Genomic DNA, 25,468 nt, shown 5'->3' on the forward strand with positions numbered 1-25,468 from the left:
GGTGGCGCACCGGCGCCGGCGGGCGGCGGGCGGCGGGAGCAGCCAGGCGTCACCGGCGGCCGGGTCCGCCGCCACCGCCGGGACCGGGATCTCCCGCAGCGCGGCGGCGACCGGCTCGGTGCCGGCCACCGCCTCGCCCATCGCGGCGACCTGGTCCGGCTCCAGCGCGTAGCCCAGCCGCGCGGCGAGCGCCCCGAGCGCCCCGAGGTCGTCGGCCGAGGTCACCGCACGGTCGCCTTCCCGGACAGCAGCGCCTTCGCGACGACACCGCGCAGCACGTCGTTGGTGCCCTCGCCGATCGACATCAGCGGGGCGTCGCGGTAGAGCCGCTCGATCTCGAACTCGGTGGAGTAGCCGTAGCCGCCGTGGATGCGCATCGAGTCGATCGCGCACTCCAGCGCCTGCTCGGAGGCGAAGATCTTGGCCATGCCGGACTCGGTGTCCATCCGGACGCCGTCGTCCATCCGGGACGCCGCCCAGTAGGTCATCAGGCGGGCGGCCTGCAGCCGCACCGCGATCTGGGCCAGCCGCTGCTCGACGGCCTGGAACTCGCCGATCGGGCGGCCGAACGCGGTGCGCTCGCGGGCGTAGTTCAGGGCCTCGTCGTAGGCGCGCTGGGCGATCCCGACACTGCGCGCCGCGATGTTGATCCGGCCGGTCTCCAGCGACGACAGTGCCTGCTGCAGCCCGCGGCCCTCGACGCCGCCGAGCAGCTGGGAGGCGGGGACCCGGACGTCGGTGAGCACGACCTCGCAGGACTCGGTGCCCTTGTAGCCGAGCTTGCCGATGTCGGCGGTGACCTCGAACCCGGGGGAGTCCGCCTCGACCAGCAGGATGCTCATGCCCTTGTGCGCGGGCTCCGCCGACGGGTCGGTCTTGACCAGCACCGGCAGCGGATCGGCGTGCCGCGCGTTGGTGATCCACATCTTGGTGCCGTTGACGACGTAGTCGTCCCCGTCGCGGCGCGCTGTGGTGCGGATGCCTTGCAGGTCGGTGCCCGCGCCGGGCTCGGTGAGCGCGATCCCGGTGCGCCGGGCGCCGCTCGCGAGGTCGGGCAGGTAGCGCTGCTTCTGCTCCTCGGTGCCGTGCCGGGCCAGCATGAAGCAGGACACCGAGTGGCTGCCCAGGATCCCGGCGATGCCCATCCAGCCCCGGGAGATCTCCTCGAACGCGAGCCCGAACGAGACGGTGTCGGCGCCCAGGCCGCCGTGCTCCTCGGGGACGGCGAGCCCGAACAGCCCGAGCTGCTTCATCCCCTCGACGATCTCGGTCGGGTAGCGGCCGGAGTGCTCCCACTCCCGCGCCACCGGCACGATCTCCTTGTCGACGAAGCTGCGCAGCGTGTCCCGGAACAGGCGCTGCTCGTCGGCGAACCGGAAGTCCATCTCAGTCCTTCCCCAGCGCGCCGGACTCGCGGAGCGTGGTGATCGTGGTGTCGTCGTAGCCGAGTTCGCGCAGGACCCGGTCGGTGTCGGCGCCCATCGCGGGGGCCGGCCTCGTCGGGGAGCGGTCGTCGCCGGGCGGTCCGACGCGGACGGGGCTGCGCAGGCTCCGGATCCGGCCGAACGCGTCGTGGTCGGTCTCGGCGATCAGGTCCCGCTCGAGGGTGTGCGGGTCGGTCAGCGCGCCGGCGACGTCGCGGACCGGGGCGCACGGGATCGACGCCGCGTACATCGGGGCCAGCCAGTCGGCGACGGTGCGGGTGCGGAACAGCCGCTCCAGCTCGGGCACCAGCTCGTCGCGGTGCTCGGCCCGGTCGGCGAACGTGGCGAACCGCGGGTCGGCCGCCAGGTCGGGACGCTCCAGCACGACGGTGAGCCGCTGCCAGAACTTCTCCTTCGCGCAGCCCACGACCAGCCAGCCGTCCGAGGCCTCGAACGCCTGGAACGGCACCAGCGACGGGTGCGCCGAGTGCCGGGTGCGGGCCGGGGGGTACCCGGCGGTCATGTGCCAGGTCGCCGGATAGGTGAGGAGGCTGACCGCGGTGTCGTAGAGCGACAGGTCGCAGTCGGTGCCGACGCCGTCGCGCCGTGCGCCGTGGATCGCGCCGAGCAGCGAGATCGCCGCCACGTAACCGCCGCAGTAGTCGACGAGCGACGGGCCGGTCTTCTGCGGCGCCCCGCCCGGCTCGCCGGTCAGCGACATCCAGCCGCCGAGGGCCTGCAGCACGTAGTCGTAGCCGGGCTCCTCCGAGCGCGGGCCGGTCATCCCGAACCCGGTCAGCGAGCAGCAGACGATCCGCGGGTTGACCTCCTTGAGGTCGTCGTAGCGGATGCCCAGCTTCGCCGGGACGTCGCCGCGCAGGTTCGAGTACACGGCGTCGGCGGTCCGGACGAGGTCGTGGAACACCGCCCGCCCCTCCGCCGTGCGGACGTCGAGGGTGATCGAGGACTTGTCCCGGTTGAACGACTGGAAGAACAGCGAGTCCGCGCCGGCGGTGTAGGGCGGGATGGTCCGGCCGACGTCGCCGCCCGCGGCCGGGTCCTCGATCTTGATGATCTCCGCGCCGAGCTCGGCGAGGTGCATCGACCCGAACGGGCCGGCGCCGTACTGCTCCAGGGAGATGATCCGGACGTCCTCCAGCGGTCTCACGAGTCCTCCAGCGTGAGCGGCGTGGCGGCCTGCGGGAACAGGGACGCGGCCCGGTCGGTGTCCGCCTTGTGCACGTAGAAGGCGCGGGTGAAGGTCAGCACCTCGACGGCGTCCTGGTTGAGCGTGCGGGTACGGACCTTCACGATGCCCGCCCCCGGCCGCGACCCGGACTCCCGCTTCTCCAGCACGATCGACTCGGACCAGATCGTGTCGCCGACGAACACCGGCGCGGTCAGCCGCAGCCCGTCCACCCCGAGGTTGGCGAACGCGTTCTGCGAGGTGTCGGTGACCGACTGCCCCATCGCGATCGCGATCGTCAGCGGCGAGACCACCAGCATCCGCCCGAACTCCGAGGACTCACCGACCTGCGCGTTGAAGTGCGCCTGGTTGGTGTTCATCGTGAGCAGCGTGAACCAGGTGTTGTCCGTCTCGCTGATCGTGCGGCCGAGCGGGTGCTGGTAGACGTCGCCGACCTCGAAGTCCTCGTAGAACCGGCCCTGCCACCCCTGCTTGATCGTCACCTGTGCGTCTCCTCCGTCCGTGCGGTGGTGCGTGTCGTGCGTTCCGGTCATGTGCGCTCGATGTCCTCGAGTCGCCGGTTGGTCGTGCGCTCGCCGAACAGGACCATCACCAGGCCGAGCAGCAGGGCCGCCACCGCCAGGTAGACGTAGACGGCGGCGAGGCCGGCGCCGGAGTAGATCGAGGCGACGAGCAGGCCGCCCGCGACGCCCGCGAGGCGGCCCGAGCCGTTGGCGATGCCGGAGCCGAGGCCGCGCAGGTGCAGCGGGAACACCTCGGCGATGTAGGTGTAGAGCGTCGCCACGCCGGTCTGCATGAGCATCGCCGCGCCGAACCCGCACACCACGATGGCGACCGGGTCGTCGGACAGGCCGAACCCGATCAGCAGGGCGGCCACCGCGACCTGCAGCACCAGGATCACCGAGCGCCGTTCGAAGCGGTCGATCACCGGCATCGCCAGCAGCGCGCCGGGGACCGCGGCGATCGCGAGCACCGAGGCGAAGGTCAGGCTCTCCGCGGTGGTGTAGCCGCGCTCGACGAGCAGGGTCGGCACCCACGAGCTGAAGCCGTAGAACGAGAGGATCAGGAAGACGCACGCCCCCGACGCGACGACGGTGCGGCGCAGCATCGCCCCACGCAGCAGCTCGGTCACGCTGCCGCGGGCGACCGGCGGTTCGACGACCGGTTCCGGGAGATCGGCGCCGGTGCGTTCACGGGCCTCCCGCTCGATGCGGGCGATCAGGGCCTCCTCGCGGTCGTCGACCGGCCGGCCGTGGGCCGAGCGCCAGCGGATCGACTCCGGCAGCACGCGCAGGGCGACCAGGCCGCCGACCGCGTCGACCGCGCCGACGACGAAGATCCACCGCCAGGCACCGGGCCCGAGCGGCACCACCAGCCGGGCCACCCAGGCCGCGATCGGGACCCCGGCCAGGCCGATCGCGAGCAGCAGCGCCTGGTACCGGCCGCGCAGCGCCCGCGGGAACATCTCGCTCACCCAGACCAGCAGCACGCCCGTCATGGCCTGGAGCCCGAACCCGGTCAGCACCCGCAGCACGCCGAGCGACCACGGCCCCGGTGCGAACGCGCTGAGCAGCGAGAACAGCGAGTAGAAGAAGACCGCGCCGATCAGCACCGGACGCCGTCCGAAGCGGTCCGAGAGCCGCCCGCCGACGATCGCGCCGACGAACATTCCGACGAACCCGGCGGAGGTGATCACCCCGACGCCGCCGACGGACAGCCCCCACTCGGTGCGCAGGGCCGGCGCGGCGTAGGCGAAGGAGTTGAGGTCGACCAGGTCGAACACGAACAGGAAGCCGAGCAGTCCCACCCACCGCCGGTGGCTCGGGGTGATGACGGGGATCCGGTCGAGCCGCGCCGCGGGATCCGGCGGGCCGTGCTCCGTGCGGGCCGGGCCGTGCGTGTCGGGTGGGCCGGTGGTCATCGTGAACTCCCCTCGGCGCGCGTCGTCGCGCGGTCGCCGGGCTCCGCACCGCTGCGGAGGGCGCCCCGGCGGGCACCCTCGGACCGTAAACGTCAGACACTTAGGTCGCAAGGGTTGCTCGGCGGCCTGCGGGGACCTGGACAGGGGTCGCCGTCGATCGGTCGGATGTTTTCACCCGGAGGTCCGGTGCGACCGGCGCCGGGTCGGTACGCTCGTCCCTCCGGCGCGGCGCCCGCCGCGCCGGTGAGCCCGATCCGCGGAGCGTGACCCATGAGCCCGACCCCGGAGCAGCCGGGCCGTGCGGCCGCGTCCGCCGGTGGGTCGTCGCCCTCCGCGGCCCGGCCGCCGACGGCGCGGCTGCAGGTCCAGCGGGTCCGCCCGGCCTACCGCCAGGTCGCCGACGAGCTGCGCACGCAGATCATGCGCGGCTCGCTCGCACCCGGCGCCCGGCTGCCCGCGGAGAGCGAGCTGACCGGCATGTTCGGTGTCAGCCGGTCCACGGTCCGCGAGGCGCTGCGGGTGCTGGCCAGCCAGCACCTGATCGACACCCGGCGGGGCGTGCAGGGTGGGTCCTTCGTCGCCGCCCCCGACCCGGCCCGGCTCGTCGAGGACGTCGGCGGCGCGCTCGGGGTGCTGGTCGCGACCCCGCGCCTGGGCATGGCCGACCTCCTCGAGGCCCGGCTCCTGCTGGAGCCGGCCGCCGCCCGGCTCGCCGCCCAGCGGGCCGCCCCGGAGACCGTCGAGGCGTTGCGCACCGCCGCGGCGGCACCGCGCGACCCGCGCGACCCGAGCGGCTTCGTCGAGCACATGGACTTCCACACCACGGTGCTCATGGCCACCGGGAACCTGATGCTCACGATGATGGGCCAGCCGGTCGGCGACGTCCTGCGCACCCGGCTGGACCGCGGCGCGGTCGCGGCGGAGCGGTGGGCCGAGGTCGACGCCTGCCACGCCGAGATCACCGAGCACATCGCCCGGGGCGAGGCGGCCGAGGCGGAGGAGGCGATGCGGAACCACCTGCTCGACCTGCGCGAGCTCTACGCCCGCCCCGGGGCCTGGAAGTCCGGCTGAACGGGCCCGGCCCGGCGCGCGCACGGCAGGATGGCGGCGTGCGCACCGTCCTCGACCTGCTCCGGCTGCTCGCCGAGCGGGCCGACGGTGACGCCTCCGCCGACGAGCTGGAGCGCGCCGCCGCCGAGCTCGCCTCCGAGCCGGAGGCCGGCGCGCTCGCCCTGCGGGTCCTGGCCGCGATGGACGCCGGCCGCCGCCGCGAGTCGGAGCTCGCCGCACTCGTCGGGATCGCGCGGGACCTGGCCTCGGAGTCCGACACCGGATCGGTGCTGGACACCATCGTCCGGCGGGCGCGGGCCCTGCTGGGCACCGACGTCGCCTACCTGACCCTCTACGACGCCGAGCACGGCGACACCTACATGCGGGTCACCTCGGGCTCGGTGTCCCGCCGGTTCCAGACGCTGCGCCTCCCGCTCGGTGCCGGGCTCGGCGGGCTGGTCGCGGCCAGCCGCACCCCGCACTGGACCGGCCGCTACGCCGGCGATGACCGCTACCGGCACACCGAGGCGATCGACACCGCGGTCGGGGAGGAGGGGATCGTCGCGATCTGCGGCACCCCGCTGCTGGTCGACGACGAATTCGTCGGCGTGCTGTTCGCCGCCAACCGCTCGGCCCGCCCCTTCACCCCCGACGACGTGGCGCTGCTCGGCTCGCTCGCCGCGCTCGCCGCCGTCTCGCTGGTGCAGACCCGCCGGCTCGCCGACACCGCGGCGACCCTGGAGGCGCTGCGGGGGGGGGGGCGCACGCGGCGATCGCGGAGGCCGCCGACGCGCACGACCGGTTCGCCGGCGTCGTGCTGGAGGGCGGTGACGTCGGGGACATCGCCGAGGCGCTGGGCAGGCTGCTCGGTGGCTGGGTCACCGTCGTGGACCTCGACGGGACGCCCGCCGCCCGGTACGGGCCGGTCCCGCCGGACCTCGACGTCGCCGCCGCCCTGCGCCGCGCCGACGACGAACGTGGCGGTGACGGTGCGGGCAGGCCCGTCACCGTGCCGTGCGCGGGCGGGGCCCGGGTGGTCGCGGTCGTCGCGGGTGGCCAGCGGCTGGGCACCCTGCTGCTGGGCGGCATCGGTGACGGGCGCGGGCCCGGACCGGCGGAGCTGTCGCCGGCGCAGGTCCGCACCGTGGAGCGGGCGGCGATGGTGACGGCGCTGGTGCTCCTGTCCACCCAGCGCGCCGACGAGGCCGACCGGCTCGACCGCGCCGACGGCCTCGCCGAGCTGCTCGGCGCCGCGGGCCCGCCGCGCCCGGCGACGCTGGCCCGGCTCGCCGCCCTCGGGGTGTCGGTCCACCGGCCGCACCTGCTGCTGGTGTGCCGCTCCCACCCGGCGCGGCGACGCGCGCTGGCCCGCGAGGCGGCGACGCTGGGCGGGCGCTCCGGCCTGGTCGCGGAGCGGGAGGGCGCGCTCGTCGTCCTGCTGCCCGGCGACGACCCGGCCGCGGCCGGCGCCCGGCTGGCCCGGCCGTCGTCCGAGCAGGACTCGGACGCCGGCGTCACCGTCGGGGCGGCCGGCCCGTTCCGGCCCGCCGACGGGGCCGACGCCGCGCTCTGGGAGGCGCGGCGCGCGGCGGAGGCGTTGCTGGCGCTGGACCGCGCCGGCGAGTCCGCGGCCGCGGCCGGCCTCGGTTTCGCCGGGCTGCTGCTGGGGGACCGGCCGGACGTCGCCGGGTACGTCGACGGGATCCTCGGCCCGGTCGCGGAGCACGACGAGCGCCGCGGCAGCGACCTCCTGCACACCCTGGAGGCGTACTACGCCACCGGCGCCAGCCCGACCCGCGCCGCCGCCCGGCTGCACGTCCACGTCAACACGGTCGCGCAGCGCCTGGAGCGGATCGGCACGCTGCTCGGGCCCGGCTGGCAGGACCCGGAGCGGTCGCTGGAGGTGCAGCTCGCGCTGCGCCTGCACCGGCTGGACGCGTCGGGCCGGCAGTAGCTACCGGACCCGGATGTTCCCGATGAGCGTGCCGCCACGGACGATCACGTGCGGGACCCCGCGCTCGGCCGCGGCCCCGCGCCGGTCGAGGACCGAGCCGACCGAGGTGCTCACGTCCTCGACGTCGACGGTCGCCTCCGGCGGCAGCCGCAGCTCCAGGTTGCCGAAGGTCAGGTCGCACTCGATCACGACCTCGCCGGTGATGAACCGGGCCCGGCGCATGTCGAGCCGGGCGTTGCCGAACCACGACCGCACGACGATCCGCGGCGGCACCAGCCACTCGCCGCCGCGGCGCAGGTCGCCCGCGGTGTTCGTCAGCTCCAGCACCTCGCGGGTGGGGACGGCGTCCAGCGCGCCGGGCAGGTCGGCGACCGTGCCGTTCAGGTCCGCCCGGGTCACCGCGGCCGACGCCCGCGCGGACCGCTCCGCGAACTCGTCGGCGGTCAGCCTGCCCTCGGTGTGGTGACGGGCCAGCAGTGCGGTCACGTGCTCGCGCTCGTCGTGCGAGACGCGCAGGTCGCGCGGGGCGATCGGACCCTCGGAGGACGTCATGCCCCGATCATGCTCGGCGGTCCGCTCCGGGACACCGGGGTTCCCCCGGAGACGTCCCCGGGGTCGCGCAGGTCAGGCGTCGACGGGCACCGGCGCCGACAGCCGCACCCGGGCCAGACGCTCGACCAGCTCGGGCAGGGCACCCACCGGGCTGCCGCGCAGGTCCTCACAGGCCTGCCGGACGGCCGTCGCGACCGCGTCGTGGCAGGTGCCCGGGCCGAGTTCCTCGACCAGCCGGGTCACCGCGTCGGCGGCACGGGCCAGGTCCGGCGTCACCGGCCGGTCCCGGCGCCGGGGAGCAGGTCACAGGCGCACACGAACCCCTCCACCGTGTGCCGCAACCCGTTGTCTCCCATGCCGACCTCCTCGTGATGTCACCCTTCCGGGTGGGGCGTACCCCGTGTGCCGGAGTTCTAATCCCGGCGGCCGGGGGCCGGATCGAGCAGTCCGTGGTGCAACGCCCGGAGCACCGCCCGGGTCCGGTCGCGGGTACCCAGCTTGAGCAGCACGTTCGAGACGTGGTTCTTGACGGTCCCCTCGGCGAGGACGAGCACCTGCGCGATCTCCCGGTTCGCGTACCCGGCGGCCAGCAGCCTCAGCACCTCCAGCTCCCGCCCGGACAGCTCCTGCAGCGGGGCGCCGTCGTCGGGCGGGGCGGGCACGCCGTGCACCGCGCGCAGCAGCCGCTCGGTGATCGCCGGGCTGATCAGGGTGCCGCCCGCGGCGAGCGTGCGGACCGCGCCGACCAGCTGCTCCAGGGTGACGTCCTTGAGCAGGTAGCCCCGCGCCCCGGCGCGGAGGGCCTGCAGGACGAGCTCGTCGTCGTCGAACGTGGTGAGCACCAGGACGGGGACGTCGAGGCCGCGGGCGCGGAGCTCGCCGAGTGCCCACATGCCGTCGTGGCGGGGCATCCGCAGGTCCAGCAGCACGACGTCCGGCCGGTGCTCGACGACCATCGCCACGCCCTCGGCCCCGTCGCCCGCCTCGGCGACGACCTCGACGTCGTCCGCGAGACCGAGCAGGCTGCGGATGCCGTGCCGGACGAGGGTCTGGTCGTCGACCAGGCACACCCGCACGGTCACGGCAGCACCGCCGTCACCGCGAACCCGCCCGGCCGGGCCGGTCCGAAGTCGACGGTCCCGCCGAGTGCCGCGGCCCGCTCGGCGAGGCCGCGCAGGCCGTTGCCGGGGACGAGATCGGGGGCGGCGCCGCGGCCGTCGTCGCGGGCGTGCAGGCGCAGCCCGCCGTCCGGCGCGGCCTCGACGTCGATCCAGACGTTGCCCGCGTCGGCGTGCCGGATCGCGTTGGTGAGGATCTCCTGCACGCACCGGACGACCGCGATGGTCCGCTCCTCGTCGGCGGTGACGTCGTCGCCGATCCGCACGTGCACGGCCGGGCTGGGCAGCTGTGCGGCGATCCGCTGCAGCGTGGTGGCCAGGTCGGGGGCGCGGCGGCGCAGCTCGCCGACGGTGGACCGGACGTCGGCGAGCAGGTTGCGCGCGATGCCCCGCGCACGGTCGACGTGCTCGGCGTTGTCGGTGCGGTGCGTGGCGACCTCCAGCTCCAGGGCCAGCGCGGTGAGCTGGTGCCCGACGAGGTCGTGCAGCTCGCGGGCGATCCGCAGGCGTTCCTGCACGCGGCTGGTCTCGGCGAGCGCGGCGCCGGTCGCGGCCAGCTCGGCGTGCGCCTCGGCGAGCCGCCGCCGGGACGCCTCCTCGCGGTGCAGGGCGACGATGAGCAGCACCGACGCGCTCTGCAGCATCAGGTAGATCACACCCGCGGTGAGGGAGCCCGCGATCCGCATGCCGGCCAGGAGCCCGGCGCCGACGACGACACCGACGTTGAACAGCACGATCGCCCCGGTGACCCGCCGGGGAGCGTGGTAGACCGACAGCGCGGCCGTGAACACCAGCAGGATCGGCACCCACCCGAAGCCCGGCGCGAGCAGCACCAGCACCGCGGCGGCGGCCACCATCACGGCGAGCAGGTACCGGGTCACGAGCGGTCCGACGACCTCGTCGAGCCAGCCCCCGAACACGAGCGCGGCGAAGAAGACGGCGTAGACCGACCACCAGAGCCACGGCGGTCCCGCGGTGCGGGCGCCGTCGTCGGCGAGCTGCTCCAGCGCGACGGGGACGGCGAGCACGGCGCAGAGCACGGTCATGATCACCCCGGTCACGGCGTTCGGGTCGACTCTGCGCATATCGGACAGACTAGGGGCGCCGGCGACCGGCGGCGCAGTGCCGGAAGTCATGGGCCGCGGTCACGACGTCCGGCACTCACGGCGAGCCCCGTCCGGCGGCAGGCTCCTCCACCATGGATGCGATCGAGGTGCACGACCTGCACAAACGCTACGGGGCCCGGGTCGCGGTCGACGAGGTCGGCTTCCGCGTGCCCGCCGGTTCCGTGGTCGGGGTGCTGGGCCCGAACGGGGCGGGAAGACGACGACGGTCGAGTGCGTCGCCGGCCTGCGGCGGCCGGACCGCGGCAGCGTCCGGGTGCTGGGGCTCGACCCGTGGCGTGACCGCCGCGCGGTCCGGGCGGTGCTCGGCGTGCAGCTGCAGCAGGCCGCGCTGCACGACATGCTCACCGTGACCGAGCTGGTCCGGATGCACCGGGCGCTGCACCGCGACGGCGCCGACCCCGCCCGGCTGATCGCCGCGGTCGGGCTGGAGGAGCAGGCCGGCATCCGGTTCGACCGGCTCTCCGGCGGGCAGCAGCAACGGCTGTCGGTGGCGCTCGCCCTCGTCGGGGCGCCGCGGGTGGTGATCCTCGACGAGCTCACGACCGGGCTGGACCCGCGATCCCGGGAGGGCGTGCTCGACCTGGTCGCGGAGCTGGCGGCCGACGGCGTGACGGTGCTGCTGGTCAGCCACCGCACCGACGAGCTGGAGCGGCTCTGCGACCGGGTGCTGCTGCTCGACGGCGGCCGGGTCGTCGCCGACGCGCCGCCGGCCGGCCTGGTCGCCGCGGCCGGGCTCGCCGCGCGCGTCCGGTTCCGGACGGTCGGCGGGTTCGACCGGCCCGCGCTGCACGCGCTGCCCGGGGTGCGGGAGCTGACCCGGGTGGGGGAGGAGGTCGTCGTGCACGGCGACGGGGACCTGCTCGGCACGATCGGTGCCGAGCTGGTGCGGCAGGGGGTCGTCGCGACCGGGCTGCGGGAGGACCGGCCCACCCTCGACGACGCGTTCCTGGAGCTGACCGGCCGGTCGCTGCCTGCTGCCGGGACGGAGGTCGCGGCATGACCGCCGGGACGCGCAGGCCGGGGCTCCCGGCCGCCGGGTGGGTCGCACTCGTCGGGGCGGAGGCACGGATGGTCGCCCGGGACACCGCGGGACTGATCGTCCCGTTCGGACTGCCGCTGCTGATCCTCGCCATGATCGGGTTCACCGCGCCGGACGTCCCGCCGCAGGAGCTGGGCGGCCGCACGGTGCTGGAGGTGGTCGGGCTCCCGATCGCGGCCGCCACGGTGATCGGCCTGGTCGGGATCGTGAACCTGCCGAGCTTCCTCGCGACCTACCGCCGCACCGGGGTCCTGCGCCGGCTCGGCGTCACGCCCGCCGGCGCCGTCCCCGAGCTCGTCGCGCAGGGGGTCGTCGGGGTCGTGCAGGCAACGGCCGGGGTCGGTGTCGCCGTGATGGTGGCGGTCGCCGGGTTCGGGGCGGGGATGCCGTCGTCGCCGTGGGTGGCGGCCGGTGGCCTGCTGCTCGCCGCGGCGGCGTTCTTCGCGGTCGGTGCGCTGGTCGCGGCGATCGCCCCGACGGTCAACTCGGCGATCGCCGCCGGGCTCGTGCTGTTCCTCGGCACCGGCGTGCTCGGCGGCATGTTCGGCGACCCCTCGGCGCTGCCGGGGCCGCTCGCCGACATCGGGCGCGTGCTGCCGTTCGGGGCGACCGTCCAGGTGCTCGGCGCGGCCTGGCGCGGGGTGCCACCGGAGCTCGCGCCGGTGCTCGGCATGGTGGCGACGGCCGTCGTCGCGGGGCTGGGCGCGGTCCGCTGGTTCCGCTGGGAGTGAGCCCGGGGTGAGCCGCACCGGGGCCCGGCCGTCACGAGGGGGACGGCCGGGCTCTTGTGCTCCCGGCACGACAGCACGGGGGATCTTCGTTCCCGGCGCCGTCGGATCCCGGCCGCGATCTCCCTACCGTTCCACGGCACATCCCGTCAGAGCCGACGCGAGGGAGACCGGCCGTGAAGACCTACGCACTGTCCGAACCGGTGAACAGCGAGGACACCTGGCACGACGGCAAGCGCCACGCCTGGCTGCTGGGCCTGTTCGCCGGGATGTGGTACATCGCCGACGCCGGGGCGCCGCTCGCCGGGGACGTCGGCCTGGCCGTCACCCTCGGCACCGTCGCGGGGGTCGCGATCAACACCGCGCACGAGCTCGGGCACAAGCGCGAGGACGTCGAGCGCTGGGCGGCGAAGATCGCCCTCGCGCCGAGCTTCTACGGCCACTTCTACGTCGAGCACAACCGTGGCCACCACGTCCGCGTCTCCACCCCGGAGGACCCGGCGTCGGCCCGGATGGGCGAGAGCTTCTACCGGTTCTGGCCGCGCACCGTGGTCGGGTCGCTGACCAGCGCGTGGCGGCTGGAGCGCAAGCGCTTCGCCCGCCGCGACCGGCACCCGTACCGGATCGGGAACGACGTGCTCAACGCCTGGCTGATGACGCTCGTCCTGTGGGGTGCGCTGGTCGCGCTGTTCGGCTGGGTCGTGCTGCCGTACCTGCTGGTGCAGGCCGTCGTCGGGTTCACCCTGCTCGAGCTGGTCAACTACATGGAGCACTACGGGATGCTGCGGCAGCGGGTGGGCCCGCCGGACCGTCGCCGCTTCGAGCGGGTCACCCCGGCGCACTCGTGGAACTCGAACAACATCGCCACGAACGTGCTCCTCTACCACCTGCAGCGGCACTCCGACCACCACGCGAACCCGACCCGGCGCTTCCAGACGCTGCGCGACTTCCCCGAGGCCCCGGTCCTGCCGACCGGCTACACCGGGATGATGCTGGCCGCGCTCGTGCCGCCGGTGTTCCGGCGGCTGATGGACCCGCTGGTGATCGCCCACTACGACGGCGACCTGCGGCTGGCGAACCTCCAGCCCGCGAAGCGGGAGCGGCTGCTGGCCACGTACCCGCCGCCGGTGGAGGGGACCGTGGAGGACGACCGGGCCGACACCGCGCGCCGCGCGCAGGCCGACGGCGTCACCGCCGCCCGCTGCCCCGGGTGCGGGTACACCTACGAGGTCGCGGCCGGGCACGAGTCCGAGGGCTTCCCGGCGGGCACCGCCTGGTCGGAGATCCCCGACGACTGGACCTGCCCGGACTGCGGCGTCCGCGAGAAGGTCGACTTCGTCGCCCTCGACGCCGAGGGGGTCTGAGATGCGGATCGTCGCCGACGCCGCCGGCTGCGAGGGCTTCGGCATGTGCGAGGCCATGGCCGACGACTACTTCGCGATCGGGGACGACGACGTCGTGGTCGTCCACGACGAGCACCCGCCGGAGGCCGACCGGGAGCACGTCGGCGCCGCCGTCCGGGCCTGCCCGGCCCGGGCCCTGCGCCTCGACGAGGCCTGAGCGGCGCTGCGGTGCCGCACGTGCCCCCGGTCACCGACCTCCTCGCCCGGGCGGCGCGGGACGACCTCGGCCCGCTCGGCGCGCACGTCCTCACCGAGATCGACGCGGGCCTGCCGGAGCTGGGCCGCGACCCGCGGGTGCGTGAGCTGCTGGTCGGGACGATCGAGGGCTCGCTCGACGGTGCCCTGGCCGTCCTGACCGGCGGCGGCGACGCGGACGACGCGCCGATCCCGCCGTCCGCGTCCGGCCTGGCCCGCCGGCTCGCCCAGCAGGGCGTCCCCGTCACCGTGCTGTTGCGCGCCTACCGGCTCGGGCAGGCCGCGTTCCAGCAGGTCCTGATCGGACGGATCGCCGGTTCCGGGCTGCCCGACGGCGAGGTCGCCACCGCCGTCCGGGAGCTGACGGCCGTGGCGTTCGGCTACGTCGACCGGGTCTCGGAGGAGATGGTCGCCGTCCACCAGGCCGAACGGGACGGCTGGGTGCGCCGCCGTGACGCGGCCCGGCTCGCCATGGTCGACGCCGTCCTCGCCGGCCGGGGCGGCTCCGTCGCCGACGTGGAGGCGGCACTGGGGCACCCGGTCGTCGGCGACCACCTCGCGGCCGTGTTCTGGTCCGCGCCGGGCACCACCGATCCGGGCCGGTCCCTGGAACGGGCGGTCACCGCTCTCGGGGAGGCGCTCGGGTGCACGCGGCCGCCGCTGGTCGTCGCACCGGACGGCGAGACCCTCTGGGCCTGGTACGCCTCGTCCGGCCCCGGCCCCGGCCCCGGCCCCGGCCCCGGCCCCGGCCCCGGCCCCGGCCCCGGCCCCGGTGCGTCCGCCGTGCCCGCGCCGGAGGGGGTGCTCGTCGCGCTCGGCACCCCCGACCGCGACCTCGACGGGTTCCGCCGCTCGCACCGCCGGGCCCGGCAGGTGCAGTCGGTTGTGACGGCCGCGGCCCCCGACGCCCGCCGGCCGGTGACCACCCCCGCGGACCTCGGCCCGCTGCTGCTCCTCGGCGCCGATGCCGACCTGCTCGGAGCCTGGGTCCGCGAGACCCTGGGCGCCCTCGCCGCCGACGACGAGCAGCACGAACGCCTCCGCGACACCGTCGACGCCTACCTGCGCGGCGGGAACAGCCTCGCCGCCGCGGCCGCCGAGCTGCACCTGCACCGGAACTCCGTGCAGTACCGGGTGCGCCGCGCCGAGGAGGTGCTGGGACGGCCGCTGGCCGAGGGGCGCGTCGACGTCGAGGTCGCCCTGCTGGCCTGCAGGGTCCTGGGATCCGCGGTCCTGCACGGGTGAGCCGGCCGGGCCGGACCCGCCGCGTTCCGCGGAACGCGGTGCCTGCCGGACCTGCCGGACCTGCCGAACCGGCCGGACCTGTATTCCGGAGAATCGCTTCCTCAGGAAGCGATTCGGTGGAGGGGCGACCTCGAAGGGCAGGGCAGGGGAGGGTCGACCGGGTCGGCCTCCGGAGAGTCGCTTCCTGAGGAAGCGATTCCGTAGAAGGACGTACCCGTGGACGGCGGGCCGAGCCGGGCCGGGTGGTCCGTGTCCGTCAGATCGCTTCCTGACGCAGCGATTCTGCAGAAGGACCACCCCGGTGAGGCAGCGACACGTCGTCCGCGACCGGCTCAGGCAGCCGCGAGCCCGAACGCCGCGGGCAGCTCCCGGGCCGCCTCGACCAGGCTCGGCCCGTACCAGGTCAGCAGGCGTCCGCTGACCAGCACGGACGGGGCGTCGAAGGACTCGGGGCCGTCGTCGGCGGTGAACAGGTACGGCTCGTCGGGCAGGACCACCAGGTCGTGCTCGGGCAGCGTGGCGGGGTCGAACCGCGGGTAGCGCTCGGGGGAGTCGTCGAGGACGTTGCCGATCCCGAGCCGGTCCAGGACGGCGCCGGTGAAGGTGTCCGAGCCGACCGCCATCCACGGCTTCCGCCAGATCGGGACGACCGCGCGGCGCCGCGGCGACGCGGGCTCGATCGCGGCCCACAGCTCCCGTGCCTCGCGCAGCCAGTCCGGCTCGGCGAGCCGGCAGGCGGCGAGCATCCGGCCGAGGGAGGCGAGCCCGCCGTCGACGTCGCGGATGTCGGTGACGTACACCGGCAGGCCCGCGTCGCGCAGCGCGTCGAGGTCCGGGAGGAGGTTCTCCTCCTGGTTGGCGAGGACGAGGTCGGGGGCGAGGGCGACGATCTTCTCGACGTCCGGGTTCTTGGTGCCCCGCACCCGCTCGGCGGCGAGGCCGGCCGGGTGGGTGCACCAGTCGGTCGCCCCGACGACGAGGCCGGGCGCGGTCGCCTCGACGGCCTCGGTCAGCGACGGCACCAGGGACACCACCCGGCGCACCTCGGCGGGGACGGCCGGCTCGCGGCCCTCGTCGTCGATCACCGGGTTCACGCCGACGACCGTAACCCGGCGGGCCGGGCACCGTCCGGCCCGCCGGGCCCTCCGAACGTCCGCGCGGGGTCCCGCCGCGTCCTCAGTCGCCGTGCGCGAGCAGACCCGGCCCGTGCTCGGCGACGAAGGCGCGCAGGTCGCGCACGGGCGCGGTCGGCCGGTCGCCCGCGGCGTGCACCATCCCGAGCGTGCGGACCGTGCGCGGTGACCGGACCGGGAGCTGGACGACCCCCGGTGCGTCCGGGCCGCGGGGCAGCAACGCGACGCCGAGACCGGCACCGGCGAGCCCCCGCAGCGTCGCGGTCTCGCCGCCCTCGAAGGCCCGGCGCGGCCGGAAGCCCGCTTCCTCGCACCACGCCTCCACGGTGCCGTGCAGGCCGTAGCCACGCGCGAACAGCAGGAACGGCTCGTCGGCGACCTCGGCGAGATCGACGTCCACCCGCCGCGACAGGCCGTGCCCGGCCGGCACGACCAGGCGCAGCTCCTCCTCGGCCAGGCCGGTCGAGGTGAGCCCGGGCTCGTCGGGCAGTGGCGAGGTCAGTGCCAGGTCGACGGTGCCCTCCCGGACCCGGTCCAGCAGCACGGCGTGCCGGCTCTGCACCAGCTCGATCCGGACGCCCGGGTGGGCCTCCCGGAACCCGCGCAGGATCCGCGGCACCACCTCGGTCCCGAGCGTGCCGAGGAATCCGAAGGCGACCCGCCCGGTCCGGGGGTCGGCGTCACCGGCGAGCTCCGCGGCGGCCGCGGTCAGCTCGGCGAGCGCGGCCTCGGCACGGGGCAGCAGCGTCCGCCCGGCCGGGGTGAGCCGCAGCCCGCGCCCGACCCGGCGGAACAGCGCGACGCCGAGCTCGTCCTCCAGCCGCGCGATCGCCCGCGACACCGTGGGCTGCGGGACGCCGATCCGCTCCGCCGCCCGCGTCAGGTGACCGTCCTGCGCGACCGCGACGAACCGGTGCAGCGCGGGCGCCAACGACTCATGCACATCCGCATCTTATCCGGTGAAACCATGCATTGGACGCATGCGACCCCCCGCGCCTACGGTCGTGTGCGATGACAACGACCGAACGTCCCACCACCGGAGACACCGGGACCGGCACCCGCCTCGCGCCCCCGCACGAGCGTGGGACGCCGGGCTTCCTGCGCCTCGGCGCGGCGCTGTGGCTGTCAGGGGTGGCGACGTTCGTGCTGGTCTACAGCGTGCAGGGCCTCCTGCCGACGCTGTCGGCGGAGTTCGGCGTCGGGTCCTCGACGGCCAGCCTCGTCCTGTCCGCGACGACCGGGACGCTCGCGCTCGCCGTCCTCCCGCTGTCCGCCGTCACCGAGTCCTGGGGCCGGGCCCGGGTCATGACCTGGGCGCTCGGGGTCTCCGCCGTGCTGGCGCTGCTCGCCCCGTTCGCGCCGACCTTCGAGTCGCTGGTGGCGATCCGCGGCCTGCAGGGCGTCACGCTCGCCGCGCTCCCGGCGCTGTCGATGGCGCACCTGACGCACGAGGTCGCGGCGAAGCACCTCGGCGGTGCGGTCGGCCTGCTCATCGCCGGCAACACGCTCGGCGGGCTCTCCGGACGGCTGATCGCGACCTGGGTGTCGGACCTCGGCGGCTGGCGGGCCGGGCTCGCCGCGGTCGGCGCGGTGTCGGTCGCCGCCACGATCGCGTTCCGGCTGCTCCTGCCGCCCGCGACGGCACCCACGCCGCCCCGGACGAGGCTGCGCGACCTCGGCGGCCCGCTGCGCCGTCACCTCACCGACCCGGGTCTGCTCAGCCTGTTCGGGATGGCGTTCCTGCTCATGGGTGCCTTCGTGACCGTCTACAACTTCCTGGGCTTCCGGCTGCTCGCACCGCCGTTCTCGCTGCCCGCGACGCTGGTGGGCCTGGTCTTCCTCGGCTACCTCGCCGGCAGCTGGGCGTCCACCCGGGCCGGGCTGCTGGGCGACCGGTTCGGCCGCCGTCCGGTGCTCTGGGTGGCGACCCTCGTCGCGCTGGCCGGGATCTGGGTGACCTGGGCGGACCTCCTGGTCACCGTCCTCGCCGGACTGGTGATGGTGACGGTCGGCTTCTTCGGTGCGCACTCGGTCGCGAGCAGCTGGGTGGGCCGCCGCTCCGCGCTGATGACGGGCGCGGTGCCGGCGCAGGCGTCGTCGCTCTACCTGGTCGGCTACTACGCGGGCTCGAGCGCGGGCGGGGCCGTCGGCGGGATCGCCTACGACCACGCCGGCTGGGCCGGCGTGGTCTGCTACGTCAGCGTGCTGCTCGCCGGTGCGCTCGCGCTCGCGCTGGTCCTGCGGCGCACCCCGGCACCGGCCTGACCCGGACGCCCCGGAACCCTCGCGGCGGCCCGTTCGTCCACGGTGGAAGAAACGGCGCCGAGGGGGAGGCACGGGTGGGACGGACACGGGATCGAGCGGCCGAGGTACGGGAGCGGGCGGCACGTGAGCAGGTGGCCCGGCACGGCGGGACGGTGGACCGGCCGCTCGACGGCGGTCGCGTCCTCCCGCTGGCCTGGGTCCGTGCCCGGGGCGGGGACCGGACGCCGGTCGTCGTCCTCCCGGGCGGTCCGGGGCTCGCGAGTGTGCTGCCGTACCACGCGCTGCGGCAGGCGGCGGTCGCCCGCGGTCTCGACGTGATCATGGTCGAGCACCGCGGGGTGGGGCTCTCCCGGACCGACGGCACCGGGCAGGACGTCACCACCGGCGACGTCACCACCGCGGCCGCCGCCGACGACGTCGCCGCGGTCCTCGACGCGAACGGCGTCGACCGCGCGGTCGTCCTCGGCACGTCCTACGGCAGCTACCTGGCCCAGGTGTTCGGGGCGCGGCACCCGGAGCGGGTCGCCGCGATGGTGCTCGACTCACCGAGCACGGGGCCGGGCTCGGTGCCCGTGCTGCGTGCCCACCTGCGCCGGCTCTACCGGGACGGCGCCGATCCCCGGACAGCGCGGAGCGCGCGGCACGTGGCGGCCCTCGCCGCGGCGGGGAAGGACCCGCGCGACCTCACCTCCGTCGTACGGACCGTGCACGAGTTCGCCGGGCCGGCCCGGCTGGAACGGCTGCTCGCCGCTCGCGTCCGGGGCGGCGCCCGCCGTTCCTGGGCGTGGATCGCCGGGCTGGGCGCGGGCGAGTCGGCGGGCAGGAGGGAACCGATGATCTTCGACGGCGATCTGGTCCGGCCGATCGGGATCGGCGAGCTGGGCTTCGGGGTCCCGCCGGACGGCGAGGTGCTCGATCTCCAGCGCACCTACGGGGACATGGCGGGCGGGACCGGGCACGCGGCGCCGCACGATCTCGCGGCCGCGCGCCGTGGCTTCGGCTGGCCGGTGGCGGTGATCTCCGGCGAGCGGGACCTGCGCACCCCGCGACCGGTCGCCGAGCAGGTCGTCGCCGAGCTCCCGGACGGCGTCCTGGTCCCGCTCGCGGGTCAGGGGCACAGCGCCACGGACACCCACTCCCTCGCCGCGCTGAACGTCGCGCACGTCGTCGAGGCGGGGGCGCACCGCGCGCTGCCCCGGCTCGCCGGGCGGCTGGCGGCGATCCCGCGCCGTGGCATGCAGGCGACACTGGGTCCGGTGCTGACGGCCGCGATCGGCGCCGACACCCGGATCGACCCCGGCTGCCGGTGTGCCGCCCGATCGGACGTGTGACCCCGGACGACGGTGTGGTGCTGCGCCGACCGGCGTACGTGTCGCGCGGACACGCCGCGGAGCGCTCCGCGCGCCGGGTGGCAACGCTTCCGATCCGGAAGGAACCGCGTCCGCGCCGTCACCCTGCCGGAGCAGCAACCCACGTGCGCTCGCGGAACGCCGTCTGGGAGCGTGGTCGCCGCCCCCAGCAGTTGCACATCCCCAGGAGGAACCCGATGCGGAAGGCCGGTCGCAAGCTCTCCAAGGCTGCGGAGTCGTTCGTCGAGGCCATCGGCATCATCGGAGGCTGGAACCGCGGCCGTCGCCGGAGCCGGACCCGCCGCTAGGCCGGACGGTCACCACTGGCCGCGCTGGTTGGGGATGCGCGCCGCGAGCAGTGTGACGGCCGCGAGCAGCCCGGCCAGCACCACGATCGCGATCGCCCCCGCCGTACCCGGTGTGGCGGAGGCGGCGATCGCCGCCGTCGTCGCGGCCACCGCCGCGATCCCGCCGATCTGCCGGAACATGATCCGGAGCCCGGCGACCGCGGTGACGTCGCCCGGGACCAGGTGCATGCCGGCGTTGTTCGCCGCCGGGCCGGTCAGGCCCATGCCGATGCCGAGCACCGTCGCCGCGCCGAGCAGCCAGACCTCGGGTGTGACACCCACGGCCGGTGCCGCGCTGAGCAGCAGCCCGAGCACGATGACGCCCATCCCGCCGAGCAGCAGTGGCCGGTGACCGGTGCGCCGGAGCAGCGCGACCGACACCCCGGACGACGCGATCGTCCCTGCCGCGCGCCCGGTGAGCAGCGCGCCGGCGGCGAACGGCGCGAGCCCGTAGCGCGTCTGCGCGTAGAGCGGGAGCAGCGCCGAGAAGCCGATCACCGCCGCTCCGAAGAGGACGTTGGTGACGTTCATGATCCCGAGCCCGCGCCCGGCGAGGAGCCGCCACGGCACGACGGCGTCCTCCCGGCGCCATGCGTGCCGGGCGAACGCGTACCCGCCGGCGACGGCGGCGAGCGCCGCGGCCAGCGTCAGCGGCAGCACCGCGGGTGTCCGGCCGAGACCGGACAGCCCGGTGATCGCCACCATCGCGGCGACGAGCGTGACCAGGAGCAGCGCGATCCCGCGGACGTCGACGGCGTCCGGACGGCGGCGCGGCGGGTCCTGCACGGTCAGTGCGGCGACGCCGACCACGACGACCCCCCAGGGGCGCGTTCACCAGGAAGATCGCGTGCCAGGACCAGGTGGTCAGGATCAGCCCGCCGACCAGCGGGCCGAGGATCGCGCCGATCGGGAACACGCTGGTGAAGGCGGCGAGCGCGCGGTCGCGGTCGCGGCCGTAGTGGTGCGCGACGATCCCGTTCGCGGCCGGCAGCATCACCCCGCCGGCGACGCCCTGCAGGAACCGCAGCCCGATCAGCGGGCCGATCGCCCCGGCGACCGCGCACAGGCCGGAGAGCACGGTGAACGCGGCGACGGAGACGAGGAAGGTGCGCCGGCTGCCGAAGCGGTCGGCGAGCCGCCCGCCGAGCGGCAGGGCGAGGATCTGGCCGACGGCGTAGATGGTGACGATCCAGCCGGTCCAGGCGAGGTCGACGCCGAGGTCGCCGCTGACGGTGGTCAGCGCGGTCGCCACCGCGGTCTGGTCCTGCGAGAACATCAGCAGCGCGACCGAGACCACGGCGAACACGACGTGCCGCCGGGGGTGCGGGGTGTCCCGGTCCCGGCGTGCGGACTCGACGTGCAGGGTCTCGGACACGGTCGGGGCACCTTTCTGCAGCGGTGCCTCCGACATTAGTTGCTTAGGGTCAAACAACTCAAATCGGTTCGACGGCGCAACGACCGGTCCGGGTGCGGACACGGGTGTGCGGCCACCCCCGCCGGGGGCGGCCGCACCCGGCCGGTCTCACATGTTGCGCCGGTACTGCCCGCCCACCTCGAAGAACGCGGTCGTCAGCTGGCCCAGCGAGCACACCCGCGCGGCCTTCATCAGCTCGTCGAACACGTTGCCGTCGCCGGTGGCCACGTCCTGCAGGCGCCGCATCGCCTGCTCGGCCTCGGTGCGGTTGCGGGTCTGGAAGTCCTCCAGCCGGTCCAGCTGGGAGCGCTTCTCGGACTCGGTGGCCCGGGCGAGCTCGATCTCCTGCGGCTCCTCGTCGTCGTCGGAGGGCTTGAGGAAGGTGTTGACGCCGACGATCGGCAGCTCGCCCGAGTGCTTGCGGTGCTCGTAGAGCATCGACTCGTCCTGGATCTTGCCGCGCTGGTAGCCGGTCTCCATCGCCCCCAGCACGCCACCGCGCTCGGCGATCGACTCGAACTCGCGCAGCACCGCCTCCTCGACCAGGTCGGTCAGCTCGTCGACGACGAACGAGCCCTGCAGCGGGTTCTCGTTCAGCGACAGCCCCCACTCCTTGCCGATGATCATCTGGATGGCCATCGCGCGGCGCACGGACTCGCCGGTCGGGGTGGTGACGGCCTCGTCGTAGGCGTTGGTGTGCAGCGAGTTCGCGTTGTCGTAGAGCGCGCAGAGCGCCTGGAGCGTGGTCCGGATGTCGTTGAAGTTCATCTCCTGCGCGTGCAGGGACCGACCGGAGGTCTGGACGTGGTACTTGAGCTTCTGCGACCGCTCGTTCGCCCCGTACCGGTCCCGCATCGCGACCGACCAGATCCGCCGGGCGACCCGGCCGAGCACGGTGTACTCGGCGTCCATCCCGTTGGAGAAGAAGAACGACAGGTTCGGCGCGAAGTCGTCGATCGCCATCCCGCGCGACAGGTAGGACTCGACGAAGGTGAAGCCGTTCGCGAGGGTGAACGCCAGCTGCGAGATGGGGTTGGCCCCCGCCTCGGCGATGTGGTAGCCGGAGATCGAGACCGAGTAGAAGTTCCGCACCTTGTGCGCGATGAACCACTCCTGGATGTCGGCCATCATCCGGAGTGAGAACTCGGTGGAGAAGATGCAGGTGTTCTGGCCCTGGTCCTCCTTGAGGATGTCGGCCTGCACCGTCCCGCGGACGTTCGCCAGCGCGAAGGCGGTCAGCTCCTCGCGCTCGGCGTCGTCGGGCTCGCGGTCGTGCTCGGAGCGGAAGCCGTCGACCTGCTGGTCGATCGCGGCGTTGAGGTAGTAGGCGAGGATCGTCGGCGCCGGGCCGTTGATCGTCATCGACACCGACGTCGTCGGCGAGCAGAGGTCGAAGCCGTCGTAGAGCGCCTTGAGGTCGTCGAGCGTGGCGATCGAGACGCCGGAGGTGCCGACCTTGCCGTAGATGTCGGGCCGGGTGTCCGGGTCGTGCCCGTACAGCGTGACCGAGTCGAACGCGGTCGAGAGCCGCTTCGCGTCCGAGTCGGCGGAGAGCAGCTTGAACCGCCGGTTGGTCCGGAACGGGTCGCCCTCGCCGGCGAACATCCGGGCCGGGTCCTCACCCTCCCGCTTGAACGGGAACACGCCCGCGGTGAAGGGGAAGTGGCCCGGCAGGTTCTCCCGCCGCAGGAAGCGCAGCAGCTCCGCGTCGTCGTCGTAGCGGGGGAGCGCGACCCGGCGGACCTTGTTCCCCGACAGCGTCTCCCGCGTGAGCTTCGTGCGGAACTCCTTGTCCCGCACGGTGTAGACGTACTCGTCGCCGGAGTAGTCCTCGACCCGCGACGGCCACTGCTCCAGCAGCTCCGCGGACTCCGCCGGGACCTCCTTCTCCGCGCGCTGCAGCGCGGTGTCCACGTCGGACCCCCCGACGAGCTCCTTCGCGGTGCGCAGGTGCTGCGCGGTCCGGGCGGCGCGGGCGTGGGTCTCGGTGTCGGAGTGGTAGGTGCGGAGGGTCTCGGCGATCTCGGCGAGGTAGCGCACCCGCTCCGGCGGGATGACGGCCGCGTAGTCGCTGGACGTCTTCGTCTCCACCCGCGGCAGCCTGCCGTCGGCGACGGCCAGGCCGCCCTCGGCGAGCAGGTCGCGCAGGTGCTGGTAGAGCGCGGTGACGCCGTCGTCGTTGAAGGTGGCGGCCGAGGTGCCGTAGACCGGCATGTCCTCCCAGCTCGCGCCGAACTCCTCGCGGTTGCGCACGAGCTGGCGACCCACGTCGCGACGGGCGTCCTCGGCGCCGCGGCGCTCGAACTTGTTGATCGCGACGACGTCGGCGAAGTCCAGCATGTCGATCTTCTCGAGCTGCGACGCCGCGCCGAACTCCGGCGTCATGACGTAGAGCGAGTGGTCGACGAACGGGACGATGCCCGCGTCGCCCTGGCCGATGCCCGGGGTCTCGACGATCACCAGGTCGAACCCGGCCGCCTTCAGGACCGAGATCGTGTCACCCAGCTTCTCCGGCAGCGAGCCGCCGTCCTGACCGCGGGTCGCCAGCGAGCGGAAGAACACGCTGTCGGGGCCGCCCGCGCCGGCGGGCCCGCGACCGGAGAGCGCGTTCATCCGGATGCGGTCGCCGAGCAGCGCACCGCCGCCCTTGCGCCGGGTCGGGTCGACCGCGAGGACCGCGATCCGCAGCTTGTCCTCCTGGTCGAGCCGGAACCGGCGGACCAGCTCGTCGGTCAGCGAGGACTTGCCGGAACCACCGGTGCCGGTGATGCCGACGACGGGCACGGCGCGTTCCACCGACGCGATCCGCTCCCGCACCTCGTCCGGGAGGCGGCCGGCCTCGGCCAGGGTCAGCGCCCGGGCGAGGGTGGCGGTCTCGCCGGCGAGGACCCCGTCGCCGAAGGCGGAGCTCGCGTAGCCGGCCGTCGACGCCGACGGGTCCGTGAGGTCGGTGTCGCACTCGCGGATCATGATGTTGATCATTCCCGGGAGGCCCAGCTTCTGGCCGTCCTCGGGGGAGAAGATCCGGGAGACGCCGCGGGAGTGCAGCAGCTCGATCTCCTCGGGGACGATCACGCCACCGCCCCCGCCGTAGACCCGCACGTGGCCGGCGCCGCGCTCGCGCAGCAGCTCGACCAGGTACGAGAAGTACTCGACGTGGCCGCCCTGGTACGAGGAGATGGCGATGCCCTGGACGTCCTCCTGGATCGCCGCGGTGACGACCTCGTCCACGGATCGGTTGTGGCCCAGGTGGATCACCTCGGCGCCCTGCTTCTGCAGGATGCGCCGCATGATGTTGATGGCGGCGTCGTGCCCGTCGAACAGGCTGGCGGCGGTGACGAACCGGACCGGGTGGGTGGGCACGTGCAGCTCGGGGTCGGCCATGACCCGCTCCTCCCGCCGGGCGGACGGCGACAGGTCCCGGCCGATTTAGTTTGACATCCTAGTATTGGACGTACAAGAAACGGGGCGTGCGTCACACCGTGGAGCAGGCGGGCGGGTGAGCGGTCTCAGGCCGCGTCGGAGTGGGTGCGCCCCGTGTGGACGGGGTTCCCGTCGCCGCCGGGGGAGTCGTCCCCGGCGGCGGAGGTGCCGGGGGTACCGGGGGTCCGGTGCCTGCGGGCGTGCCGGCCGGTGGGCCACACCGCAGGAATCGCGTGGCCGTCGGATCCGGTGCTCCGCTCGTCCGGGTCGTCCGCGGCCTCGGGTGCCGGGCCGGGCAGGACGTCCTCCGCGATGTCGGCGACGATCCGGCGGGCCCGGGCCAGCCGCCGTGCCCGCCACCGCTTGCCCGCGAACCCGCCGACGAGACCGAGCGCCAGGAGGGCGAGACCGGAGCCGACGACGAGCGGCACCGCGAGAGCGGGAAAGGCCGCCGCCAGGATGAAGGCCACCAACGGCCAGTACAGCAGCGCACGCCCCGCTCCCCGTCGCGTCCAGTCGCGATGAGGCGGCATGATCTATCTGTACCCGACCGGCACGATCGTCATGCGCGACT

At 74.7% G+C, this 25,468-nt stretch carries 25 protein-coding genes; 12 read left to right on the plus strand and 13 right to left on the minus strand.

Features of this window, described 5'->3' with window-relative positions; all coding sequences use genetic code 11:
- The first annotated feature begins 1 nt into the window (after nucleotide 1).
- On the plus strand, nucleotides 2-172 hold the full coding sequence (locus Ae150APs1_RS32270) for a hypothetical protein (RefSeq protein ID WP_170918135.1): 171 nt from the start codon (nucleotides 2-4) through the stop codon (nucleotides 170-172).
- 49 nt (nucleotides 173-221) lie between these two features.
- Here Ae150APs1_RS32270 and Ae150APs1_RS25785 read toward each other — a convergent pair whose 3' ends face one another.
- The 4 genes from Ae150APs1_RS25785 to Ae150APs1_RS25800 are packed head-to-tail and all read right to left on the minus strand — an operon-like array spanning nucleotide 222 to nucleotide 4,552.
- Complete coding sequence (locus tag Ae150APs1_RS25785) at nucleotides 222-1,385, minus strand: acyl-CoA dehydrogenase family protein (RefSeq protein ID WP_075300834.1); 1,164 nt, start codon at nucleotides 1,383-1,385, stop codon at nucleotides 222-224.
- Between the two features lies 1 nt (nucleotide 1,386).
- Nucleotides 1,387-2,592: a CoA transferase gene (locus Ae150APs1_RS25790; protein ID WP_075300835.1), complete on the minus strand. Its 1,206-nt coding sequence runs from the start codon at nucleotides 2,590-2,592 to the stop codon at nucleotides 1,387-1,389.
- Nucleotides 2,589-3,113, minus strand: a complete 525-nt coding sequence (locus tag Ae150APs1_RS25795) for a MaoC family dehydratase (RefSeq protein ID WP_349289899.1) — start codon at nucleotides 3,111-3,113, stop codon at nucleotides 2,589-2,591. The genes Ae150APs1_RS25790 and Ae150APs1_RS25795 overlap by 4 nt, the downstream gene beginning before the upstream one ends.
- Before the next feature lie 47 nt (nucleotides 3,114-3,160).
- Entirely contained in the window at nucleotides 3,161-4,552 is a 1,392-nt protein-coding gene (locus tag Ae150APs1_RS25800) for an MFS transporter (protein ID WP_075300837.1), read from the minus strand.
- Nucleotides 4,553-4,822: 270 nt separating this feature from the next.
- Between Ae150APs1_RS25800 and Ae150APs1_RS25805 the strand changes: the two genes are divergently transcribed.
- Genes Ae150APs1_RS25805 through Ae150APs1_RS33015 form a run of 3 tightly spaced genes read left to right on the plus strand, consistent with a single transcriptional unit; the run spans nucleotide 4,823 to nucleotide 7,556 of the window.
- The gene (locus Ae150APs1_RS25805) at nucleotides 4,823-5,623 is read left to right on the plus strand and encodes an FCD domain-containing protein (RefSeq protein ID WP_083680555.1); all 801 of its coding nucleotides are present in this window, start codon (nucleotides 4,823-4,825) and stop codon (nucleotides 5,621-5,623) included.
- Nucleotides 5,624-5,661: 38 nt separating this feature from the next.
- Nucleotides 5,662-6,768 (plus strand): GAF domain-containing protein, encoded by a 1,107-nt coding sequence (locus Ae150APs1_RS33975; RefSeq protein ID WP_249266482.1) that lies wholly within the window; start codon nucleotides 5,662-5,664, stop codon nucleotides 6,766-6,768.
- Complete coding sequence (locus Ae150APs1_RS33015) at nucleotides 6,762-7,556, plus strand: helix-turn-helix domain-containing protein (RefSeq protein ID WP_249266596.1); 795 nt, start codon at nucleotides 6,762-6,764, stop codon at nucleotides 7,554-7,556. Before Ae150APs1_RS33975 ends, Ae150APs1_RS33015 begins: the two co-directional genes overlap by 7 nt.
- Here the strand turns inward: Ae150APs1_RS33015 and Ae150APs1_RS25815 are convergent, their stop codons facing one another.
- The 4 genes from Ae150APs1_RS25815 to Ae150APs1_RS25830 all read right to left on the minus strand — a co-directional run bounded on the left by Ae150APs1_RS25815 (nucleotide 7,557) and on the right by Ae150APs1_RS25830 (nucleotide 10,311).
- Complete coding sequence (locus Ae150APs1_RS25815) at nucleotides 7,557-8,108, minus strand: DUF1707 domain-containing protein (RefSeq protein WP_075300838.1); 552 nt, start codon at nucleotides 8,106-8,108, stop codon at nucleotides 7,557-7,559.
- 72 nt (nucleotides 8,109-8,180) lie between these two features.
- Nucleotides 8,181-8,384 carry a hypothetical protein gene (locus tag Ae150APs1_RS25820; RefSeq protein ID WP_010224193.1) on the minus strand — a complete coding sequence of 68 codons (204 nt, stop codon included), beginning with the start codon at nucleotides 8,382-8,384 and terminating at the stop codon, nucleotides 8,181-8,183.
- Between the two features lie 137 nt (nucleotides 8,385-8,521).
- The gene (locus tag Ae150APs1_RS25825) at nucleotides 8,522-9,190 is read right to left on the minus strand and encodes a response regulator transcription factor (protein ID WP_010224195.1); all 669 of its coding nucleotides are present in this window, start codon (nucleotides 9,188-9,190) and stop codon (nucleotides 8,522-8,524) included.
- On the minus strand, nucleotides 9,187-10,311 hold the full coding sequence (locus Ae150APs1_RS25830) for a sensor histidine kinase (protein ID WP_075300842.1): 1,125 nt from the start codon (nucleotides 10,309-10,311) through the stop codon (nucleotides 9,187-9,189). Before Ae150APs1_RS25830 ends, Ae150APs1_RS25825 begins: the two co-directional genes overlap by 4 nt.
- Before the next feature lie 49 nt (nucleotides 10,312-10,360).
- Here Ae150APs1_RS25830 and Ae150APs1_RS25835 point away from each other — a divergent pair, with 49 nt between their 5' ends.
- From Ae150APs1_RS25835 to Ae150APs1_RS25855, 5 genes are all read left to right on the plus strand, one after another.
- Nucleotides 10,361-11,353: an ABC transporter ATP-binding protein gene (locus Ae150APs1_RS25835; protein WP_349289900.1), complete on the plus strand. Its 993-nt coding sequence runs from the start codon at nucleotides 10,361-10,363 to the stop codon at nucleotides 11,351-11,353.
- Nucleotides 11,350-12,123, plus strand: coding sequence for an ABC transporter permease (locus Ae150APs1_RS25840; protein WP_075300844.1), 774 nt, complete (start codon nucleotides 11,350-11,352; stop codon nucleotides 12,121-12,123). The genes Ae150APs1_RS25835 and Ae150APs1_RS25840 overlap by 4 nt, the downstream gene beginning before the upstream one ends.
- Before the next feature lie 173 nt (nucleotides 12,124-12,296).
- On the plus strand, nucleotides 12,297-13,484 hold the full coding sequence (locus tag Ae150APs1_RS25845) for a fatty acid desaturase (RefSeq protein WP_075300846.1): 1,188 nt from the start codon (nucleotides 12,297-12,299) through the stop codon (nucleotides 13,482-13,484).
- A gap of 1 nt (nucleotide 13,485) precedes the next feature.
- Nucleotides 13,486-13,680 carry a ferredoxin gene (locus tag Ae150APs1_RS25850; RefSeq protein WP_075300847.1) on the plus strand — a complete coding sequence of 65 codons (195 nt, stop codon included), beginning with the start codon at nucleotides 13,486-13,488 and terminating at the stop codon, nucleotides 13,678-13,680.
- Between the two features lie 20 nt (nucleotides 13,681-13,700).
- Nucleotides 13,701-14,963, plus strand: coding sequence for a helix-turn-helix domain-containing protein (locus tag Ae150APs1_RS25855; protein ID WP_139317207.1), 1,263 nt, complete (start codon nucleotides 13,701-13,703; stop codon nucleotides 14,961-14,963).
- A gap of 332 nt (nucleotides 14,964-15,295) precedes the next feature.
- Here Ae150APs1_RS25855 and Ae150APs1_RS25860 read toward each other — a convergent pair whose 3' ends face one another.
- Both Ae150APs1_RS25860 and Ae150APs1_RS25865 read right to left on the minus strand, forming a co-directional pair.
- Nucleotides 15,296-16,048 (minus strand): helical backbone metal receptor, encoded by a 753-nt coding sequence (locus Ae150APs1_RS25860; protein WP_139317225.1) that lies wholly within the window; start codon nucleotides 16,046-16,048, stop codon nucleotides 15,296-15,298.
- Between the two features lie 91 nt (nucleotides 16,049-16,139).
- Nucleotides 16,140-17,039 carry a LysR family transcriptional regulator gene (locus tag Ae150APs1_RS25865; protein ID WP_075300851.1) on the minus strand — a complete coding sequence of 300 codons (900 nt, stop codon included), beginning with the start codon at nucleotides 17,037-17,039 and terminating at the stop codon, nucleotides 16,140-16,142.
- A 68-nt stretch (nucleotides 17,040-17,107) separates the two neighbouring features.
- Between Ae150APs1_RS25865 and Ae150APs1_RS25870 the strand changes: the two genes are divergently transcribed.
- Nucleotides 17,108-18,361, plus strand: a complete 1,254-nt coding sequence (locus Ae150APs1_RS25870) for an MFS transporter (RefSeq protein ID WP_010227027.1) — start codon at nucleotides 17,108-17,110, stop codon at nucleotides 18,359-18,361.
- 74 nt (nucleotides 18,362-18,435) lie between these two features.
- A complete protein-coding gene (locus Ae150APs1_RS25875; protein WP_083680554.1) occupies nucleotides 18,436-19,692 on the plus strand; it encodes an alpha/beta hydrolase in 1,257 nt (418 codons plus the stop codon).
- Nucleotides 19,693-20,027: 335 nt separating this feature from the next.
- Here the strand turns inward: Ae150APs1_RS25875 and Ae150APs1_RS25880 are convergent, their stop codons facing one another.
- The gene (locus tag Ae150APs1_RS25880) at nucleotides 20,028-20,867 is read right to left on the minus strand and encodes an MFS transporter (protein ID WP_075300854.1); all 840 of its coding nucleotides are present in this window, start codon (nucleotides 20,865-20,867) and stop codon (nucleotides 20,028-20,030) included.
- 37 nt (nucleotides 20,868-20,904) lie between these two features.
- On the opposite strand from Ae150APs1_RS25880, the gene Ae150APs1_RS33980 reads away from it, so the two are divergent.
- Nucleotides 20,905-21,471 (plus strand): hypothetical protein, encoded by a 567-nt coding sequence (locus Ae150APs1_RS33980; RefSeq protein ID WP_249266483.1) that lies wholly within the window; start codon nucleotides 20,905-20,907, stop codon nucleotides 21,469-21,471.
- A gap of 108 nt (nucleotides 21,472-21,579) precedes the next feature.
- On the opposite strand, the gene icmF is transcribed toward Ae150APs1_RS33980, so the two are convergent.
- The gene (icmF, locus tag Ae150APs1_RS25890) at nucleotides 21,580-24,855 is read right to left on the minus strand and encodes a fused isobutyryl-CoA mutase/GTPase IcmF (RefSeq protein ID WP_060572940.1); all 3,276 of its coding nucleotides are present in this window, start codon (nucleotides 24,853-24,855) and stop codon (nucleotides 21,580-21,582) included.
- A gap of 125 nt (nucleotides 24,856-24,980) precedes the next feature.
- Nucleotides 24,981-25,427 (minus strand): hypothetical protein, encoded by a 447-nt coding sequence (locus Ae150APs1_RS25895; RefSeq protein WP_139317206.1) that lies wholly within the window; start codon nucleotides 25,425-25,427, stop codon nucleotides 24,981-24,983.
- Nucleotides 25,428-25,468 lie beyond the last annotated feature (41 nt).

This window comes from Pseudonocardia sp. Ae150A_Ps1, from assembly GCF_001932315.1.
Taxonomy (GTDB): Bacteria; Actinomycetota; Actinomycetes; order Mycobacteriales; family Pseudonocardiaceae; genus Pseudonocardia.

Excerpts from the sequence above, each read along its gene's own strand:
- icmF (WP_060572940.1), bottom strand. The coding sequence starts at position 24,855 with ATGGCCGACCCCGAGCTGCACGTGCCCACCCACCCGGTCCGGTTCGTC.
- Ae150APs1_RS25830 (WP_075300842.1), bottom strand. The coding sequence starts at position 10,311 with ATGCGCAGAGTCGACCCGAACGCCGTGACCGGGGTGATCATGACCGTG.
- Ae150APs1_RS25800 (WP_075300837.1), bottom strand. The coding sequence starts at position 4,552 with ATGACCACCGGCCCACCCGACACGCACGGCCCGGCCCGCACGGAGCAC.
- Ae150APs1_RS25850 (WP_075300847.1), top strand. The coding sequence starts at position 13,486 with ATGCGGATCGTCGCCGACGCCGCCGGCTGCGAGGGCTTCGGCATGTGC.
- Ae150APs1_RS33015 (WP_249266596.1), top strand. The coding sequence starts at position 6,762 with ATGGTGACGGCGCTGGTGCTCCTGTCCACCCAGCGCGCCGACGAGGCC.
- Ae150APs1_RS25835 (WP_349289900.1), top strand. The coding sequence starts at position 10,361 with ATGGGCCGCGGTCACGACGTCCGGCACTCACGGCGAGCCCCGTCCGGC.
- Ae150APs1_RS25785 (WP_075300834.1), bottom strand. The coding sequence starts at position 1,385 with ATGGACTTCCGGTTCGCCGACGAGCAGCGCCTGTTCCGGGACACGCTG.
- Ae150APs1_RS25870 (WP_010227027.1), top strand. The coding sequence starts at position 17,108 with ATGACAACGACCGAACGTCCCACCACCGGAGACACCGGGACCGGCACC.
- Ae150APs1_RS25805 (WP_083680555.1), top strand. The coding sequence starts at position 4,823 with ATGAGCCCGACCCCGGAGCAGCCGGGCCGTGCGGCCGCGTCCGCCGGT.
- Ae150APs1_RS25840 (WP_075300844.1), top strand. The coding sequence starts at position 11,350 with ATGACCGCCGGGACGCGCAGGCCGGGGCTCCCGGCCGCCGGGTGGGTC.
- Ae150APs1_RS25895 (WP_139317206.1), bottom strand. The coding sequence starts at position 25,427 with ATGCCGCCTCATCGCGACTGGACGCGACGGGGAGCGGGGCGTGCGCTG.
- Ae150APs1_RS25815 (WP_075300838.1), bottom strand. The coding sequence starts at position 8,108 with ATGACGTCCTCCGAGGGTCCGATCGCCCCGCGCGACCTGCGCGTCTCG.